The sequence below is a fragment of the Lelliottia sp. RWM.1 genome (assembly GCF_016859735.1).
Lineage (GTDB): Bacteria > Pseudomonadota > Gammaproteobacteria > Enterobacterales > Enterobacteriaceae > Enterobacter.
Map to the genome: position 1 here is coordinate 85,948 of NZ_WLVC01000014.1, position 17,185 is coordinate 103,132.

17 protein-coding genes and 1 other RNA gene are annotated in these 17,185 nt (G+C 52.4%); 9 read left to right on the forward strand and 9 right to left on the reverse strand.

Features of this window, described 5'->3' with window-relative positions:
* Positions 1 to 57: 57 nt before the first annotated feature.
* Positions 58 to 1,053: a 6-phosphogluconolactonase gene (gene pgl / locus GF617_RS12680; protein WP_181622727.1), complete on the reverse strand. Its 996-nt coding sequence runs from the start codon at positions 1,051 to 1,053 to the stop codon at positions 58 to 60.
* A 140-nt stretch (positions 1,054 to 1,193) separates the two neighbouring features.
* Here pgl and GF617_RS12685 point away from each other — a divergent pair, with 140 nt between their 5' ends.
* Positions 1,194 to 2,012, forward strand: coding sequence for a pyridoxal phosphatase (locus tag GF617_RS12685; protein WP_181622726.1), 819 nt, complete (start codon positions 1,194 to 1,196; stop codon positions 2,010 to 2,012).
* Here GF617_RS12685 and modC read toward each other — a convergent pair whose 3' ends face one another.
* The 4 genes from modC to GF617_RS12705 form a co-directional block, all read right to left on the reverse strand.
* Complete coding sequence (gene modC / locus GF617_RS12690) at positions 2,013 to 3,071, reverse strand: molybdenum ABC transporter ATP-binding protein ModC (protein WP_181622725.1); 1,059 nt, start codon at positions 3,069 to 3,071, stop codon at positions 2,013 to 2,015.
* Positions 3,072 to 3,073: 2 nt separating this feature from the next.
* Positions 3,074 to 3,763 carry a molybdate ABC transporter permease subunit gene (gene modB / locus GF617_RS12695; protein WP_181622724.1) on the reverse strand — a complete coding sequence of 230 codons (690 nt, stop codon included), beginning with the start codon at positions 3,761 to 3,763 and terminating at the stop codon, positions 3,074 to 3,076.
* Entirely contained in the window at positions 3,763 to 4,536 is a 774-nt protein-coding gene (modA, locus tag GF617_RS12700) for a molybdate ABC transporter substrate-binding protein (RefSeq protein WP_181622723.1), read from the reverse strand. The genes modB and modA overlap by 1 nt, the downstream gene beginning before the upstream one ends.
* Positions 4,537 to 4,714: 178 nt before the next feature.
* Complete coding sequence (locus GF617_RS12705; RefSeq protein ID WP_181622722.1) at positions 4,715 to 4,864, reverse strand: AcrZ family multidrug efflux pump-associated protein; 150 nt, start codon at positions 4,862 to 4,864, stop codon at positions 4,715 to 4,717.
* 127 nt (positions 4,865 to 4,991) lie between these two features.
* On the opposite strand from GF617_RS12705, the gene modE reads away from it, so the two are divergent.
* The 7 genes from modE to gpmA all read left to right on the forward strand — a co-directional run bounded on the left by modE (position 4,992) and on the right by gpmA (position 12,734).
* A complete protein-coding gene (gene modE, locus GF617_RS12710; protein WP_203451801.1) occupies positions 4,992 to 5,780 on the forward strand; it encodes a molybdenum-dependent transcriptional regulator in 789 nt (262 codons plus the stop codon).
* Between the two features lie 67 nt (positions 5,781 to 5,847).
* Positions 5,848 to 7,320, forward strand: a complete 1,473-nt coding sequence (gene modF / locus GF617_RS12715) for a molybdate ABC transporter ATP-binding protein ModF (protein WP_203451802.1) — start codon at positions 5,848 to 5,850, stop codon at positions 7,318 to 7,320.
* Between the two features lie 199 nt (positions 7,321 to 7,519).
* Positions 7,520 to 8,536, forward strand: a complete 1,017-nt coding sequence (galE, locus tag GF617_RS12720) for a UDP-glucose 4-epimerase GalE (RefSeq protein WP_203451803.1) — start codon at positions 7,520 to 7,522, stop codon at positions 8,534 to 8,536.
* A gap of 9 nt (positions 8,537 to 8,545) precedes the next feature.
* Positions 8,546 to 9,592, forward strand: a complete 1,047-nt coding sequence (gene galT, locus GF617_RS12725; protein ID WP_203451804.1) for a galactose-1-phosphate uridylyltransferase — start codon at positions 8,546 to 8,548, stop codon at positions 9,590 to 9,592.
* 3 nt (positions 9,593 to 9,595) lie between these two features.
* Positions 9,596 to 10,744, forward strand: a complete 1,149-nt coding sequence (galK, locus tag GF617_RS12730) for a galactokinase (RefSeq protein ID WP_181622717.1) — start codon at positions 9,596 to 9,598, stop codon at positions 10,742 to 10,744.
* Positions 10,738 to 11,778: a galactose-1-epimerase gene (galM, locus tag GF617_RS12735; RefSeq protein ID WP_203451805.1), complete on the forward strand. Its 1,041-nt coding sequence runs from the start codon at positions 10,738 to 10,740 to the stop codon at positions 11,776 to 11,778. Before galK ends, galM begins: the two co-directional genes overlap by 7 nt.
* A 203-nt stretch (positions 11,779 to 11,981) precedes the next feature.
* Complete coding sequence (gpmA, locus tag GF617_RS12740; RefSeq protein WP_114978400.1) at positions 11,982 to 12,734, forward strand: 2,3-diphosphoglycerate-dependent phosphoglycerate mutase; 753 nt, start codon at positions 11,982 to 11,984, stop codon at positions 12,732 to 12,734.
* Positions 12,735 to 12,794: 60 nt separating this feature from the next.
* Here gpmA and aroG read toward each other — a convergent pair whose 3' ends face one another.
* Positions 12,795 to 13,847 (reverse strand): 3-deoxy-7-phosphoheptulonate synthase AroG, encoded by a 1,053-nt coding sequence (aroG, locus tag GF617_RS12745; protein ID WP_181622715.1) that lies wholly within the window; start codon positions 13,845 to 13,847, stop codon positions 12,795 to 12,797.
* Between the two features lie 184 nt (positions 13,848 to 14,031).
* Here aroG and zitB point away from each other — a divergent pair, with 184 nt between their 5' ends.
* Positions 14,032 to 14,967 (forward strand): CDF family zinc transporter ZitB, encoded by a 936-nt coding sequence (gene zitB / locus GF617_RS12750; protein ID WP_203451806.1) that lies wholly within the window; start codon positions 14,032 to 14,034, stop codon positions 14,965 to 14,967.
* On the opposite strand, the gene pnuC is transcribed toward zitB, so the two are convergent.
* The 3 genes from pnuC to GF617_RS12765 all read right to left on the reverse strand — a co-directional run bounded on the left by pnuC (position 14,961) and on the right by GF617_RS12765 (position 17,179).
* Entirely contained in the window at positions 14,961 to 15,683 is a 723-nt protein-coding gene (gene pnuC, locus GF617_RS12755; RefSeq protein WP_181622713.1) for a nicotinamide riboside transporter PnuC, read from the reverse strand. The genes zitB and pnuC overlap by 7 nt on opposite strands.
* 22 nt (positions 15,684 to 15,705) lie before the next feature.
* On the reverse strand, positions 15,706 to 16,749 hold the full coding sequence (nadA, locus tag GF617_RS12760) for a quinolinate synthase NadA (RefSeq protein ID WP_203451807.1): 1,044 nt from the start codon (positions 16,747 to 16,749) through the stop codon (positions 15,706 to 15,708).
* 261 nt (positions 16,750 to 17,010) lie between these two features.
* Positions 17,011 to 17,179, reverse strand: a non-coding RNA gene (locus GF617_RS12765) — RtT sRNA.
* Between the last annotated feature and the right edge of the window lie 6 nt (positions 17,180 to 17,185).

Here is a 17,185-nt window from a genome sequence, read left to right on the forward strand (position 1 = left end):
GTCTGGTTTCAGGCATAAAAAAACCTCGCCATGGCGAGGTTTTTTATTATCAGCGGATTAGTGTGCGTTGACCACAACCCACATTGGCCCCTGGCCTACAGCGTAACGCCCTTTCTCTTCCAGCAAGCCCTGTTCGCCTTTGATTTCGTACAGTGCGATATGGTGAGATTTCTGCCCGGCCGCAATCAGGTATTTCCCGCTGTGATCGATATTAAAACCACGCGGCTGGGTTTCCGTCGGCTGGAAGCCTTCAATCGCCAGCACACTGCCATCTTCCGAGACGCTAAAGACGGTAATCAGGCTGGAAGTACGGTCGCAGGTATAAAGATGACGACCATCCGGGGTGATATGAATATCTGCGGCCCAGCGAGTGTCGGAGAAGTCAGACGGCATCATATCCAGAGTCTGAACACATTCAATTTCACCGTTTGGATCTTTCAGCTCCCACACATCGACAGAGCCATTCAGCTCATTCACAACGTATCCATATTGCTGGTTCGGATGGAAGACCATGTGACGCGGACCCGCCCCCTCAACGGTGGTCACTTCTGCCGGATCTTGCGCCACCAGATGACCATCATCACTCAGCGTAAACAGGCAGATACGATCCTGCTTCAGGGCAGGAACCCACAGCGTCCGGTTATCCGGGCTGATATTTGCCGAGTGGCAACCTTCCAGACCTTCTACGATATCCACGGTTTCTGTCGGAATCCCCTCGTCCAGACGGGTGACGCTGACGCAGCCTGAATTATAGGAAGCGCTGAAGACGAACTGCCCCTTGTGGTCAGTCGAGATATGGGTTGGGCTTCCTGGTAATGGCGCTTCTGCGGCATAGGTCAGTGCACCATCATCAGGGGAGATGCGATACGCCAGCACGCGAAACTCCGGGCGCACGCCAACATAAAGAAAACGTTTATCCGGGCTGACAATCATCGGCTGAACCTGCCCCGGAACATCAACTACCTGAACCAGCGTGAGCGAGCCTTCCGCATTCAAACGCCAGACATGGATCTGCTGACTTTCAGGACTGGCGGTATAAACGGTCTGTTTCATGAATACTCCTTTCCTCACTGCGCGTGAAAGTAATTATTTTTAACGGCGAATGCTGAATTGTAGTCAGGAATTTTGCAGCGATATGCTCTCGGTGTACCATCCCATAAGACCTTAAATTCAATATTAACCCGGAAGAACAAATGACCTCGCGTGTGATTGCACTGGATTTAGACGGTACACTGCTTACCCCTCAAAAAACCCTGCTTCCCTCTTCTCTTGATGCCCTTAAGCGTGCAAAAGAAGCGGGGTATCAACTCCTCATCGTAACGGGTCGACATCACGTTGCCATTCATCCTTTTTATCAGGCACTGGCGTTAGATACACCTGCAATTTGTTGTAATGGCACTTATTTGTATGATTATCAAGCAAAAAAGGTTCTGGAGTCCGATCCCCTCCCTGTTGACCAGGCTCTGCAACTTATTGACCTGCTGGATGAACACGCGATTCATGGCTTGATGTATGTCGATAACGCGATGGTGTACGAGCGCCCAACTGGCCACGTTATCCGCACCAGCAAGTGGGCACTGTCACTGCCTGAAGCGCAACGTCCTGTCTTTACCCAGGTCGCTTCCCTGCGTCAGGCTGCTCAGGATGTAGACGCTATCTGGAAGTTCGCCCTGACAGACGAAGACACTCACAAGCTGAATGACTTTGCGAAGCACGTTGAGCAGACGCTGGGTCTTGAGTGCGAATGGTCCTGGCATGATCAGGTCGATATTGCCCGTAAAGGCAACAGCAAAGGTAAACGTCTGACGCAGTTCGTCGAGTCACAGGGCTGGTCGATGCAGAATGTGATTGCGTTTGGCGATAACTATAACGACATCAGCATGCTGGAAGCCGCAGGTACAGGCGTGGCAATGGGAAATGCTGATGATGCCGTCAAAGCCCGCGCTAACGTCGTCATTGGCGATAACACCACCGACAGCGTCGCGCAGTACATTTATACTCACCTGCTCTGATCAGGTGGTGATAGAGACGCTCTTAATTTGCGCGTAAAGCCACAGGCCAGGCTTAATCCCTAACTCATCCCTGGCCCACGGGCTGATACGCGCCCAGAGCGTCTTGCTCCCGACCTCAAGCTGAACTTCGACCTGCCCATTATCGTCAAAGCATTGCGCCACTTTGGCACGCAGAATATTACGAATACTGGTTTGTAGTGGTGGTTGCAGCACAAGAGACACATCAGACGCCTGAATGCGGATCCGCAGCGCCGACTGCAGCGGCTTATCGACTTTATTCACCCACAGATGCTGGTCGCCCAGCGCCAGGGCAGTCATCGCATAATGCGGATGATGTTCCAGTACGCTGACTTTCAGAATGCTGCTTTGCTGTTCTGTTGGCAGCCACGGATGCATCACACTGCTGCCCCAGACCTCCTCAAGATTGCCAAACGCTTTTACGCTGCCCTCTTCCAGCACCAGCACTTTGTCCGCCAGATGCAGAATTTCGTCCAGCGAGTGGCTGACATAGAGCATGGGGATATTGATCTCACGCGCCAGGCGTTGCAGATACGGCAGAAGTTCACGTTTACGAGGAATGTCGAGCGAGGCCAGCGGCTCATCCAGCAGCAGAAGCTCCGGTGCGGTCAGCAACGCACGACCAATCGCAACACGCTGTTTTTCGCCACCCGATAATGATGAAGGAAGCCGTTCAAGCAGTGGTTCAATACCCAGCAATGCCACCAGCTTGTCAAACTGTGCAGACATGCTCTTCGCCATACCGTAACGCAGGTTTCCCCGCACGCTGTAATGCGGGAAGAGCCGCGCATCCTGAAAAACATAACCAATCCGGCGCTTATCCGGTGAAAGATAAACCCCCTTCTCCACATCGTTCAGCACCCGCTCGTTCAGCACAATTCGGCCTGATTGTGGACGCGTCAGCCCGCTGATGGCATTAATCAACGAGGTTTTCCCCGCCCCCGAGACACCGAATATCGCCGTGATACCGTTTGCAGGCAGGGTTTCGTTAAGCGTCAGGCAGTGGCTTCCCAGCGTTTGGGTGAAATTCAGTTCCAGCATGATTATTTCCCCATCCGCTCGCGGCTAATACGTGCCAGCCATTCTGAGACCAGCAATGAAACCAGCGCCAGCACAATAGAAATAATGCACAACCGCGCGGCCGCACTTTCGCCGCCTGGCGTTTGAATCAGGGTATACATTGCCGAAGGGATGGTACGCGTCTCACCAGGGATGTTCGACACGAAGGTTATCGTCGCGCCAAACTCACCGAGCGAGCGGGCAAAAGCCAGCACCGTGCCAACAATAATACCGGGTAACGTAAGCGGAAGTGTGATGGTGAAAAACACGCGCCAGCGTCCTGCACCTAATGTGCGTGCCGCTTGCTCAAGTTTGAGGTCAACCCCTTCCAGCGCCAGGCGGATCGCCCGGACCATCAGCGGGAATGACATGACTGCCGCAGCCAGCACAGCACCACGCCAGCTAAAGGCAAAGGTCAAACCAAACCAGTCATACAACCACTGGCCGATAAATCCGCGTCGCCCCATGGCGATCAATAATAAATAGCCGACCACAACCGGCGGTAATACGAGGGGAAGATGAAGCACACTGTCGAGCAGGGCTTTGCCTGGAAACTTACAACGAACCAGTAACCAGGCAAAAAAGATCCCGAAGGGCAAACTGAGTGCAACTGCCAGGGAAGAGACTTTAAGGCTCAGCAGCACGGCCTGCCATTCGGGATCGGTCAATATCATTAGTGAGTCGTAAATCCGTAACGTTTAAAGATTGCAGACGCCTGAGGCCCCTTCAGATAATCGTAGAAGGCGCTGACTGTCGCATTTTTATGTCCATCAACAATCGCCACAGGATATTCCACTTTCTTGTGGGAGTCTTCCGGGAACGTGCCAACCACTTTTACGCCTTTGCTGGCAACAGCATCAGAGCCGTAGACAATCCCCAGAGGTGCTTCGCTACGCTCAACCAGTGCCAGTGCGCCGCGTACATCTTCTGCTGGGGCCAGTTTCGGAGACAAGGTCTCCCACGCACCCAGTTTTTGCAGAGCTTCTTTGGCATAAATCCCGGCCGGGACGTGCTCAGGATCGCCAACCGCCAGACGGCCATCTTTCAACAGGCTGGCCCAGTTGGTCTCTTTATTAATAGTGATATCACCCTGCGCACTGGATTTTGGTGCAACCACGACAAGGCTGTTCCCCAGCAACGTTTCGCGGGTGGCCGTATCGATTGATTTTTTCTCAACCGCGTAATCCATCCACTTCTGGTCGGCAGAAATGAATAAATCAGCAGGTGCACCGGCTTCAATCTGACGCGCCAGGGTTGACGACGACGCAAAAGAGGAGACCACGTCGACGTTTTTCTCTTTCTTATATTCTGCTGCAATATCCTGCATCGCGTTAGTCAGTGATGCCGCTGCAAAAACCGTGATTTTACCTTCGTCTGCCAGCGCATGCCCGGTGAGAGAAAGTGTCAGTGTTGCCCCTGCGAAAAGGCGTACCCATGTACGTGCCATCTGTAACTCCTTTGAGTGTCGTTATATATGCGTAAATATAACGACAACTGTAGGGATATCCTAGCGTTAAATCGTACCGATTAATGAGTAAATAAACCCGATGCTGTGAATACTATCGGCGAAAAGAGAGGAAACTTGAGAGCAAAACGCCCGGACTGGCCGGGCGTTTTGAAGGGAATTAATGCTGCTTTTTAGGCTGGCCTTTATGGCCGATGTTCGAAAAGACGTTGAACACTTCACCCAGGCCGTAGATGGCACCGAGGATGATGGCCATCACCACTGGGACCATGATCACGGCGAATACCAGACTTTTCAACAACTCTAACATGGTTTTCTCCAGATATTGTGGACGGCTTATTCTACCCTGAAAAGTAAGAAAAACATCCCCTTTTGTGCGGTGCGCTTTGCGCTCAGGGGCATTTGGGTCACAATACACTTTTTGCCAGGACACTGTTATGCAGGCCGAAATTCTCCTCACCCTACGACTTCAGCAGAAGCTTTTCGCCGATCCGCGACGTATCGCCCTGCTTAAACAAATAGATCATACAGGTTCAATTAGCCAGGGAGCTAAAAACGCAGGCATCAGCTACAAAAGTGCGTGGGATGCAATCAATGAAATGAATACCCTGAGCGAACAGGCGCTGGTCGACCGGGCGACAGGCGGCAAAGGCGGCGGTGGCGCGATGCTGACTCGCTACGGTCAGCGCCTGATCCAGCTTTACGATCTGCTGGCGCAAATTCAGCAAAAAGCCTTTGATGTGCTCAGCGATGACGATAATGTGCCGCTGGACAGTCTGCTGGCCGCCATCTCCCGCTTCTCATTACAAACCAGTGCCCGTAACCAGTGGTTTGGTACAGTGACAGCCCGCGACAATTCGCAGGTGCAACAGCACATTGAGATCTTACTCGCCGATGGCTCCACTCGCCTGAAAGCCGCGATCACAGCACAAAGCGGGCAACGTCTTGGGCTGGATGAAGGCAAAGAGGTATTAATCCTGCTGAAAGCACCGTGGGTAAGCGTGACGCGCGATCCTGAGCTTGCAAAAGAGGCGGACAACCAGTTACACGGTGCAATCAGCCATATCGAACGCGGTGAGGAACAGTGCGAAGTACTGATGAGCCTGCCGGATGGACAAATCCTCTGCGCGACAGTGCCGGTCGCCGATGCCATTAATCTGGAAGAAGGTGCTGAGGTGACGGCATATTTCAATGCAGACCGGGTGATTATTGCCACGTTATGCTAAGCGCGTTGACATTCGCGCCAACTGTGAGTATCCCTGACATCTGTTGCTGCAAAAAATGGGATACATCATGTCATCATTGCATATTTCGCAAGGCACGTTTCGTCTTAGCGATACCCGGACGCTGACGCTTCCTGATTTAACACTGCAGGCCGGCGAAAGCTGGGCCTTTGTCGGCACAAACGGAAGCGGTAAATCCGCACTGGCGCGTGCCCTGGCGGGAGAGCTTACCCAACTTAAAGGTGAACGCCAGAACCGCTTTACGCGTGTGACCCGTCTCTCGTTTGAGCAATTACAAAAGCTGGTGAGCGATGAGTGGCAGCGTAACAACACCGATTTGCTCAGCCCCGGTGAAGAAGATACGGGCCGTACCACAGCACAGATAATCCAGGACGAGATCAAGGACTGCGCACGTTGCCAGCAACTGGCAGAGCAGTTTGGCATAGCCGCCCTGTTGGATCGGCGCTTCAAATATCTTTCGACCGGCGAGACGCGCAAAACGCTGCTGTGTCAGGCGCTGATGAGCGAACCGGACTTGCTGATTCTGGATGAACCCTTCGATGGGCTCGATGTGCAATCACGCGCCCAACTGGCGGCACTTCTGGAAACGCTCAATCAGCAGGGTTACACCCTCGTGCTGGTACTCAACCGGTTTGATGAAATCCCGGATTTTGTGCAATACGCGGGAGTGTTAGCGGATTGCAGCCTGATGGAAACAGGACCAAAAGAGGCGCTGCTCCGGCAAGCGCTTATCGCCCAACTGGCGCACAGCGAGAAACTCGATGGTATTACCCTCCCGGAACCCGATGCCCCTTCGGCTCGACACGGTTTAGATCCTCATCAGCCAAGGATCGTCCTGCATAATGGCGTTGTGTCTTACGACGATCGCCCTATCCTTAATCAACTGAGCTGGACGGTGAATCCTGGCGATCACTGGCAAATCACTGGCCCAAACGGCGCGGGAAAATCGACCCTGCTCAGCCTGATCACCGGCGATCACCCTCAGGGCTACAGTAACGATCTGACGCTGTTTGGGCGTCGTCGTGGCAGCGGTGAAACCATCTGGGACATTAAGAAGCATATTGGTTACGTCAGCAGTAGCCTGCATCTGGACTACCGGGTCAGCACCACGGTGCGTAATGTGATTCTGTCCGGCTACTTCGACTCCATTGGCATTTATCAGGCCGTGTCTGATAAACAGCACAAACTCGCGCAGCAGTGGCTGGAAATCCTGGGAATGGACAACCGCGTTGCTGATTCGCCGTTCCACAGCCTCTCGTGGGGACAACAGCGCCTGGCATTGATTGCCCGCGCGCTGGTCAAACACCCTACGCTGTTGATTCTGGACGAACCGCTTCAGGGGCTGGACCCGTTAAACCGCCAGTTGATCCGCCGATTTGTTGATGTGTTGATTGGTGAAGGTGAAACTCAGTTGCTGTTTGTTTCACACCATGCCGAAGACGCCCCTTCCTGCATCACTCATCGCCTGGAGTTTATCCCTGATGGGACAGGCTATCGCTACCTTTTGAGCAAAATAGATTAACCTGCAGGGGGGCTGCCCCCTCTTTTCGGATAAGCTGCATCATTACAACGCTATCTCTTTGATCTAGAATGCCCAAAGCCATGTAAAAATCAGGTTTGATAATCAGTGTAAACGATTCCACTAATTTATCCCATGTCACACTTTTCGCGTCTCTGTTATGCTATGGTTAATACATACCATAAGCCCAATGGAGCGAAATATGCGAGTTCTGGTAACAGGTGGTAGCGGTTACATAGGCAGTCACACCTGCGTACAACTGCTACAAAGCGGTCATGATGTCATCATCCTCGACAACCTGTGCAATAGTAAGCGCAGCGTGCTGCCCGTGATTGAGCGTCTTGGCGGCAAACAGCCAACCTTCGTGGAAGGTGACATTCGTAACGAAGCGTTGATGACTGAAATTCTTCACGACCACGCCATTGAAACCGTGATCCATTTTGCGGGTCTGAAAGCGGTCGGTGAATCCGTCGCGAAACCGCTTGAGTACTACGACAATAACGTCAACGGCACGCTGCGTTTGATCTCTGCCATGCGTGCGGCGAACGTGAAAAACGTCATCTTCAGCTCTTCCGCCACCGTCTACGGCGATCAGCCCAAAATCCCTTATGTAGAAAGTTTCCCGACCGGTACGCCGCAAAGCCCTTACGGCAAAAGCAAACTGATGGTGGAACAGATTCTGACTGACCTGCAAAAAGCACAACCAGAGTGGAGCATCGCCCTGCTGCGCTATTTCAACCCGGTTGGCGCACATCCATCAGGAGATATGGGTGAAGATCCGCAAGGTATTCCCAATAACCTGATGCCGTACATTGCACAGGTCGCGGTAGGCCGTCGCGACTCACTGGCTATTTTTGGTCACGACTATCCAACCGAAGACGGTACGGGCGTGCGCGATTATATCCACGTCATGGACCTGGCCGATGGTCACGTTGCCGCCATGCAACAGCTGGCAAACAAGCAAGGTGTGCATATTTATAACCTCGGTGCAGGCGTCGGCAGCAGTGTGCTGGATGTGGTTAATGCCTTCAGTAAAGCCTGTGGTAAAGCGGTGAGCTATCACTTCGCACCGCGCCGTGACGGCGATCTTCCCGCTTACTGGGCAGATGCAACAAAAGCTGATAAAGAGCTGAACTGGCGTGTCACCCGCACGCTTGACGAAATGGCACAAGATACCTGGCACTGGCAGTCACGCCATCCGCAAGGTTATCCGGACTAAGGATCCGTCATGACACAATTCAATCCCGTCGATCACCCGCATCGTCGCTTTAACCCGTTAACCGGGCAATGGATTTTGGTTTCTCCGCACCGCGCTATGCGCCCCTGGCAGGGGGCGCAAGAAACGCCTGCAAAACAGACGCTGCCACAGCATGATCCTGACTGTTTTTTGTGTCCAGGCAACACTCGTGTGACAGGGGATAAAAACCCTGATTACACAGGAACTTACGTTTTTACGAACGATTTTGCCGCCCTGATGACGGACACCCCTGCTGCGCCTGAAAGCCAGGATCCGCTGATGCGTTGTGAAAGCGCACGCGGTACAAGCCGTGTTATCTGCTTCTCTCCGGATCACAGCAAGACGCTGCCAGAGCTGAGCGTGGATGCGCTAAAAGAAGTCGTCAGTACCTGGCAGGAACAGACCGCTGAGTTAGGCCAAACTTATCCCTGGGTGCAGGTGTTTGAAAATAAAGGCGCAGCAATGGGCTGTTCCAACCCGCATCCGCATGGCCAGGTGTGGGCAAACAGCTTCCTGCCGAACGAGGCCGAGCGTGAAGATCGCCTGCAAAAAGCCTATTACGCGGAAAATCACACGCCAATGCTGGTGGACTACGTTCAGCGTGAACAGGCAGATGGCAGCCGTACTGTGGTCGAAACTGAACACTGGCTGGCCGTTGTACCTTACTGGGCCGCCTGGCCGTTCGAAACGCTGCTGTTGCCAAAGGCACACGTACAACGCATTACCGATCTCAGCGATGCGCAACGGGATGACCTTGCCCTGGCGCTGAAAAAACTGACCAGCCGCTACGATAATCTGTTCCAGTGCTCTTTCCCGTATTCGATGGGCTGGCATGGTGCACCGTTCAACGGTGAAGAGAATCAACACTGGCAGTTGCATGCCCATTTCTATCCGCCGCTGCTGCGTTCCGCGACGGTGCGTAAATTTATGGTGGGCTATGAAATGCTGGCAGAAACCCAGCGTGATCTGACGGCAGAACAAGCGGCAGAGCGTCTGCGCGCAGTGAGCGACGTCCATTACCGCGAATCAGGAGTCTAAAAAATGAGTCTGAAAGATAAAACACAATCCCTGTTTGCTGAAAAATTCGGCTACCCTGCCACCCACGTTATTCAGGCGCCTGGTCGCGTTAATCTGATTGGCGAGCACACCGACTATAACGATGGTTTCGTGCTGCCTTGCGCGATCGACTACCAGACCGTAATCAGTTGCGCCAAACGCGATGACCGCAACATCCGCGTAATTGCAGCAGATTACGGCAACCAGAGCGATGAATTTTCTCTCGATGCGCCCATCGTGACGCACGACAGCCAGCAATGGTCTAACTATGTGCGCGGCGTCGTTAAACACCTGCAAAAACGTAACAAAAACTTCGGCGGCGCGGACCTGGTCATCAGCGGCAACGTGCCACAAGGTGCAGGGTTAAGTTCTTCAGCCTCGCTTGAGGTAGCCGTTGGGACGGTATTCCAGCAGCTTTACCATTTACCGCTTGATGGTGCGCAAATTGCGCTGAATGGCCAGGAAGCTGAGAACCAGTTCGTGGGGTGTAATTGCGGCATTATGGACCAGCTCATCTCCGCTTTGGGTAAAAAAGAGCATGCGCTGCTGATTGACTGCCGGACACTGGGCACGAAAGCCGTTTCACTGCCAAAAGGTGCAGCGGTGGTGATCATCAACAGCAACTTCAAACGGACCCTGGTGGGCAGCGAGTACAACACCCGTCGCGAACAGTGCGAGACAGGTGCGCGTTTCTTCCAGCAACCCGCCCTGCGTGACGTTTCAATTAATGAATTCAACAAAGTGGCTCACGAGCTGGATCCTGTTGTCGCTAAACGTGTGCGCCATGTTCTGACCGAAAATGCCCGTACCGTTGAAGCGGCTGATGCACTGGCAAAAGGTGATTTAAAGCGCATGGGCGAGCTGATGGCTGAATCTCATGCCTCTATGCGGGATGACTTCGAAATTACCGTTCCGCAAATCGACACACTGGTCGAAATTGTCAAAGCCGCAATTGGTGATAAAGGCGGTGTGCGTATGACCGGGGGAGGATTTGGGGGTTGTATCGTGGCCCTGGTTCCGGAAGACCTGGTTTCGGCGGTTCAGGATGCGGTCGCGAAACAATACGAAGCGAAAACCGGCATCAAAGAAACCTTCTATGTCTGCAAAGCATCGCAAGGAGCGGGACAGTGCTAAACGAAACGCCAACCCTCGCCCCTGATGGTCTGCCGTATCGCCTGTTAACCCTGCGCAACCACGCAGGGATGGTGGTTACGCTGATGGACTGGGGTGCAACATTACTCTCTGCACGCGTTCCCATGCCGGATGGTGGCGTGCGCGAAACGCTTCTGGGCTGTGCGTCACCGGAGCAGTATGTGAATCAGGCGGCCTATCTCGGCGCATCGGTGGGCCGCTACGCCAATCGTATCGCCAAAAGCTGCTTTGAACTCGATGGTGTGCGCTATCCCCTTCTCTCAAGCCAGGGTGAAAACCAGTTACACGGTGGCCCGGAAGGATTTGATAAACGTCGCTGGCAAATTGCCCAGCAGAACGACAGAGAAGTATTACTTACGCTGGACTCCAGTGATGGCGATCAGGGCTTCCCTGGCACTCTCTCTGCGTCAGCCCACTTCTCCCTGACCGACGATAACCGTGTTGCCATTGAGTATCGCGCAACGGTTGATAAGCCGTGTCCGGTCAACATGACGAACCACGCTTATTTCAATCTCGACGGTCATCAGTGCGACGTGCGCCAGCATAAACTGCAAATGCTGGCGGACGAATATCTGCCGGTAGATGAGATGGGTATCCCACAACAGGGTCTGAAGCCCGTTAGCGGTAACAGCTTTGACTTCCGTAACGTGAAGACCATTGCCCGGGATTTTCTGAGCGATGACGATCAGCGCAAAGTGAAAGGCTATGATCACGCCTTCCTGCTACAGGCAAAAGGCGATATTCATCAGCCTGCCGCACAAGTCTGGTCCGCCGATGAAAAGCTGCAAATGACGGTTTATACCACTGCCCCGGCCCTGCAATTCTATTCTGGTAACTATCTTGGCGGTACACCGGCACGGGAACATGACGAGTACCGCGACTGGCAAGGTCTGGCACTGGAAAGTGAGTTTCTCCCGGACAGCCCCAACCATCCAGAATGGCCGCAGCCAGACTGTATTCTGCGACCAGGTGAAGAGTACATGAGCCTGACGGAATATCACTTTATTCCCCATTAACGTCCAGCCCTCCTTCCGGAGGGCTTTTTTTGCCCATACTGCTGAAAATAGCGCCGATCACAGACAAAATCATAACCCTGGATTCACAAGCATCTTACACTCAGAGACTATTTTCGCTATGGTTAGGGTTAAGCGTTGCCGCTGGCGCAGTCACGGCAATATAATGAGAATTGTTATCATTCAAAATGCTTGAGGAGTAAGATATGGCTGTAACTAAGCTGGTACTGGTGCGCCACGGCGAAAGCCAATGGAACAACGAAAACCGCTTTACCGGTTGGTACGATGTTGATCTGTCCGAGAAAGGCGTAAGCGAAGCAAAAGCAGCAGGTAAACTGCTGAAGGAAGAAGGCTTCAGCTTTGATTTTGCTTACACCTCTGTGCTGAAACGTGCCATCCACACGCTGTGGAACGTTCTGGACGAACTGGATCAAGCCTGGCTGCCTGTTGAAAAATCCTGGAAACTGAACGAGCGTCATTACGGTGCGTTGCAGGGTCTGAACAAAGCTGAAACCGCTGAGAAATACGGTGACGAGCAAGTTAAACAGTGGCGTCGTGGTTTTGCAGTAACACCACCAGAGCTGACCAAAGATGATGAGCGCTACCCAGGCCACGATCCGCGCTACGCGAAACTGACCGATGCAGAACTGCCACAAACCGAAAGCCTGGCGCTGACCATCGATCGCGTTGTGCCATACTGGAATGAAACCATTCTGCCACGCCTGAAAAGCGGTGAGCGCGTGATCATCGCCGCTCACGGTAACTCCCTGCGTGCACTGGTGAAATACCTGGACAACATGGGTGAAGATGAGATCCTCGAACTGAACATCCCAACCGGCGTCCCGCTGGTGTATGAGTTCGATGAGAACTTCAAACCAATCAAACATTACTATCTGGGCAACGCTGACGAAATCGCTGCAAAAGCAGCGGCAGTCGCAAACCAGGGTAAAGCGAAGTAATTTTCGCCAGAGACAAAAAAAGCGTGGAGCAATCCACGCTTTTTTATTTGCCCAGCCGTATCAGCCGCGGCGGGCTTTAACCGCTTCAGCCAACTGACGCAGAAGCGTATCGGTGTCATCCCAGCCAATGCAGGCATCCGTCACGCTCTTGCCGTAGACCAGCGGTTCACTGCCTTCCAGATTCTGATTACCTTCAACCAGATGACTTTCGATCATCACACCCATCACGGATTTCTCACCGCCTGCAATCTGCTGGCAGACATCCGCACCAACTTCCATCTGCTTTTTAAACTGCTTGCTGGAGTTCGCATGGCTGAAGTCAATCATCACATTTGGAGACAAGCCTGCTTTTTCGAGACCGGTTTTCACTTCTGCCACGTGTTTTGCACTGTAGTTCGGCTCTTTGCCACCGCGCAGGATAATATGGCAGTCTCCGTTCCCACTGGTATTCACGATCGCAGAGTGACCCCATTTGGTTACGGACAAGAAACAGTGAGGCGCACCCGCAGCGTTGATCGCGTCAATCGCCACTTTGATCGTGCCATCTGTGCCATTTTTGAAGCCAACCGGGCAGGAAAGACCGGACGCCAGCTCACGGTGTACCTGAGATTCTGTGGTACGCGCACCAATTGCGCCCCAGCTCATCAGGTCTGCGAGGTATTGCGGCGTAATCATGTCGAGGAATTCGCCAGCGGCAGGCAGGCCACTGTCGTTGATTTCCAGAAGCAACTTGCGTGCAATGCGCAGACCATCGTTAATCTGGAAGCTGTTATCCATGTGCGGATCGTTAATCAGCCCTTTCCAGCCTACCGTCGTGCGCGGCTTTTCAAAATAAACGCGCATCACGATTTCCAGCTCACCTTTCAGCTCATCACGCAGTTTAATCAGGCGTGAGGCGTACTCTTTAGCCGCAGCAGGATCGTGAATAGAACATGGACCAATCACGACCAGAAGACGATCATCATTACCTTTCAGGATCTTATGGATCGCTTTACGGGCATGAGAAACCGTGTTTGCGGCATTTTCAGTGGCGGGGAATTTTTCAAGGAGTGCTACAGGAGGTAATAACTCATTGATCTCTTTAATACGTAAATCGTCGTTCTGATAATTCATTTTCTTTCCAGCTCTGCCATAACTCTAGTGTTGAATGCAATCCTTTCAATCTATCTTGCAAGTCGCTTAGTGTAAACCACCTTTTACACCCTCTTGGGAAATTGCGGTGACAGAACGAAAAAGACATTTGTGTAACACATTAAAAATTCTACACTTAGCTTAAAATCGAACCAGGAAAATTGACATGGCGCATTCTCACTCGCATACCCCCAGAGACGAAAACGCGAAACGCCTGATGCTGGCTTTTTCCGTCACCGCGATATTCATGATTATCGAGGTTATTGGCGGGATTATTTCAGGCTCGTTGGCGTTACTGGCAGATGCAGGACACATGCTGACTGATGCCGCAGCCCTGCTCTTTGCACTACTGGCCGTGCAGTTTGCACAACGCCCTCCTAATGGCCGTCATACCTTTGGTTGGTTGCGGCTCACAACTCTTGCAGCGTTCGTGAATGCCATCGCTCTGGTGGTGATTACCATTTTGATCGTCTGGGAGGCCTTTCAGCGCTTCAGGCATCCTCAGCCTGTCGCAGGGGCGACGATGATGGTTATTGCTGTAGCCGGACTGCTCGCGAATGTGCTGGCATTCTGGATTTTGCATCGCGGCGGCAGTGAAGAGAAAAACCTGAATGTGCGTGCTGCGGCGCTGCATGTGTTGGGAGATTTACTCGGATCAATAGGGGCCATTGTCGCCGCCCTTGTGATTATCTATACCGGATGGACACCCATCGACCCTATTCTGTCCGTTCTGGTCTCTTGTCTGGTTCTTCACAGCGCCTGGCAGTTACTGAAAGAGAGTGTGAACGAATTACTGGAAGGTGCTCCCGCGTCGCTGGATATCGCTGCACTCAAACGCAACCTGCGCCAATCTATTCCCGAAGTAAGAAATGTTCACCATGTTCACGTCTGGATGGTAGGTGAGAAACCGCTGATGACATTGCATGTTCAGGTAATCCCACCGCATGATCATGACGCTCTGCTTGAACGCATTCAGCACTTTCTTGAACATCACTATGAGATTGCGCATGCCACCATACAGATGGAGTACCAGCCGTGTAACGGACCAGACTGCCACCTGAACGAAGCGCAGTCCGGCCATTCACATCATCACCATCACTGACTGGACAGTGCGTGAGAGCCTCGCTCACGCGCGCTGTTAATCCACATACGACTACCGTTCAATGCAATAAAGGTCAGCAGCAGATATTCCAGCGACATCGCGTACACACCTTGCAATGCGAAAATGACCACGCTGATCACGTTAATAATGACCCACAACAGCCAGTTCTCAACGTATTTACGGGTCATCAGGATCATCGCGGCAATCGACAGAACCATCATGCAGGAATCCCAGAACGGGAAAGCATCGGGTTGTAATTCAGGCATTGTGACATTCAACCCTAGTGCTGACATCACTGACACCGCAATCTGTGTGAGGAACGCAAATACCGGGTTGATATAAACCGTCATAACACCGATGGCAACAACGCACGCCACAAACCAGGCGATAGCTTTTGATAAGGGCAACCAGCGGATCTGTAGCTCCGCTTCCTGTTGGCTGTTCTGCCGCGACCAGGCATACCAGCCATAAATGTTCGCCGCGAAGAAAAACAACTGTAACAGCAGACTGGCATACAGTTGGATCTGGAAAAAGATAATGGCGAACAGGGTCACGTTGATGAGCCCGAACGCATAATTGCTGATCTTCTCAAGACTGGCGAGCCAGATACAGAGCAGACCGGCCAGTGTACCAATCGCTTCGATCCATGACAGGTCATAGCCACCCGCCCCAATCGGTATATGAACCAGGATATTCTGTGTGCTAAAAAAATCCATCTTTTCCCCAGAGCATGTTGAATTAAGTACGTAGTGTAGCCGCAAACTCAAGCATACGGTTAAGCGGAATTAACGCACCTTCACGCAGGGCGGCATCAACATGAATTTCGTGTTCTGCCCCACCGGCTTCCAGTCCTTCAGCAATCGCTTTCAGGCCATTCATCGCCATCCACGGGCAGTGAGCGCAGCTACGACAGGTCGCTCCTTCTCCCGCAGTAGGTGCTTCAAGCAGCTCTTTTCCCGGTACGGCCTGCTGCATCTTATAAAATATACCGCGATCGGTTGCCACGATAAGTTGCTGATGCGGCAGAGTTCTCGCGGCATTAATAAGCTGACTGGTTGAGCCAACAGCATCTGCCATGTCAACAATCGACTGTGGCGATTCAGGGTGAACGAGGATAGCCGCGTCCGGGTACAATCCTTTCATGCGCGCCAGCGCTTGTGTTTTGAATTCGTCGTGGACAATACATGCGCCCTGCCAGCAAAGGACATCCGCCCCGGTTTGTTTTTGCACATAATTTCCCAGATGGCGGTCGGGGGCCCAGATAATTTTCTGTCCAAGGCTGTCCAGGTGTTCAATAAGTTCAACAGCAATACTGGATGTTACCACCCAGTCTGCGCGAGCTTTTACCGCCGCAGACGTGTTGGCGTAGACCACAACGGTTCGATCAGGATGCGCATCGCAAAAGGCGCTGAATTCGTCGATTGGGCAGCCGAGGTCAAGCGAACATTCGGCATGTAACGTCGGCATCAGGATAGTTTTTTCAGGACTCAGAATTTTGGCGGTTTCCCCCATAAAACGGACACCCGCAACCAGCAGTGTGGATGCCGGATGCTTTGCGCCAAAACGCGCCATCTCCAGAGAATCAGAGATACAACCGCCTGTCTCTTCAGCCAGTTGCTGGATCTCCGGATCGGTGTAGTAGTGCGCAACCATCACCGCGTCACGTTCCTTGAGCAGGCGTTTGATCTTCTCACGATAAAAGTGTTTTTCATCCCGGTTTAACGGAACAGGTTTCGGTGGGAAAGGATAGATTGCGGCTTCTGGATCAAACATCACGCTCATTATGGCTTCTCGTTTTACTGGCTTAACAATATTGCCTTTCTTTTGCATGACATAGCAAAACGGATGACAATCATGTTTTATATACTAAACAAGATAGCGAATTTGAGGTGAAAAGTCACCGGAAATGGTGAGCGAAAAAGCGGCTTTAAATATGAGTGGATCGTGCTGGATGATTTGCTTCGTCCGACTCTCACCTGCAGCAACTTCGAATTGTGTAAATTACAGATAGCAAAAAAGCGCCTTTAGGGCGCTTTTTTACATTGGTGGGTCGTGCAGGATGACTCGGCTACGCCTCGCCCTTCGGGCCGTTGCTAAGGCAACGTTATCCTTCACATTTAACATCTGAGTCAGATATTAAAATTGGTGGGTCGTGCAGGATTCGAACCTGCGACCAATTGATTAAAAGTCAACTGCTCTACCAACTGAGCTAACGACC

What these genes read in the sequence shown, in the direction of transcription:
- pgl (WP_181622727.1), bottom strand. Translation starts at nt 1,053, where the DNA reads ATGAAACAGACCGTTTATACCGCCAGTCCTGAAAGTCAGCAGATCCAT.
- GF617_RS12685 (WP_181622726.1), top strand. Translation starts at nt 1,194, where the DNA reads ATGACCTCGCGTGTGATTGCACTGGATTTAGACGGTACACTGCTTACC.
- modC (WP_181622725.1), bottom strand. Translation starts at nt 3,071, where the DNA reads ATGCTGGAACTGAATTTCACCCAAACGCTGGGAAGCCACTGCCTGACG.
- modB (WP_181622724.1), bottom strand. Translation starts at nt 3,763, where the DNA reads ATGATATTGACCGATCCCGAATGGCAGGCCGTGCTGCTGAGCCTTAAA.
- modA (WP_181622723.1), bottom strand. Translation starts at nt 4,536, where the DNA reads ATGGCACGTACATGGGTACGCCTTTTCGCAGGGGCAACACTGACACTT.
- GF617_RS12705 (WP_181622722.1), bottom strand. Translation starts at nt 4,864, where the DNA reads ATGTTAGAGTTGTTGAAAAGTCTGGTATTCGCCGTGATCATGGTCCCA.
- modE (WP_203451801.1), top strand. Translation starts at nt 4,992, where the DNA reads ATGCAGGCCGAAATTCTCCTCACCCTACGACTTCAGCAGAAGCTTTTC.
- modF (WP_203451802.1), top strand. Translation starts at nt 5,848, where the DNA reads ATGTCATCATTGCATATTTCGCAAGGCACGTTTCGTCTTAGCGATACC.
- galE (WP_203451803.1), top strand. Translation starts at nt 7,520, where the DNA reads ATGCGAGTTCTGGTAACAGGTGGTAGCGGTTACATAGGCAGTCACACC.
- galT (WP_203451804.1), top strand. Translation starts at nt 8,546, where the DNA reads ATGACACAATTCAATCCCGTCGATCACCCGCATCGTCGCTTTAACCCG.
- galK (WP_181622717.1), top strand. Translation starts at nt 9,596, where the DNA reads ATGAGTCTGAAAGATAAAACACAATCCCTGTTTGCTGAAAAATTCGGC.
- gpmA (WP_114978400.1), top strand. Translation starts at nt 11,982, where the DNA reads ATGGCTGTAACTAAGCTGGTACTGGTGCGCCACGGCGAAAGCCAATGG.
- aroG (WP_181622715.1), bottom strand. Translation starts at nt 13,847, where the DNA reads ATGAATTATCAGAACGACGATTTACGTATTAAAGAGATCAATGAGTTA.
- zitB (WP_203451806.1), top strand. Translation starts at nt 14,032, where the DNA reads ATGGCGCATTCTCACTCGCATACCCCCAGAGACGAAAACGCGAAACGC.
- pnuC (WP_181622713.1), bottom strand. Translation starts at nt 15,683, where the DNA reads ATGGATTTTTTTAGCACACAGAATATCCTGGTTCATATACCGATTGGG.
- nadA (WP_203451807.1), bottom strand. Translation starts at nt 16,749, where the DNA reads ATGAGCGTGATGTTTGATCCAGAAGCCGCAATCTATCCTTTCCCACCG.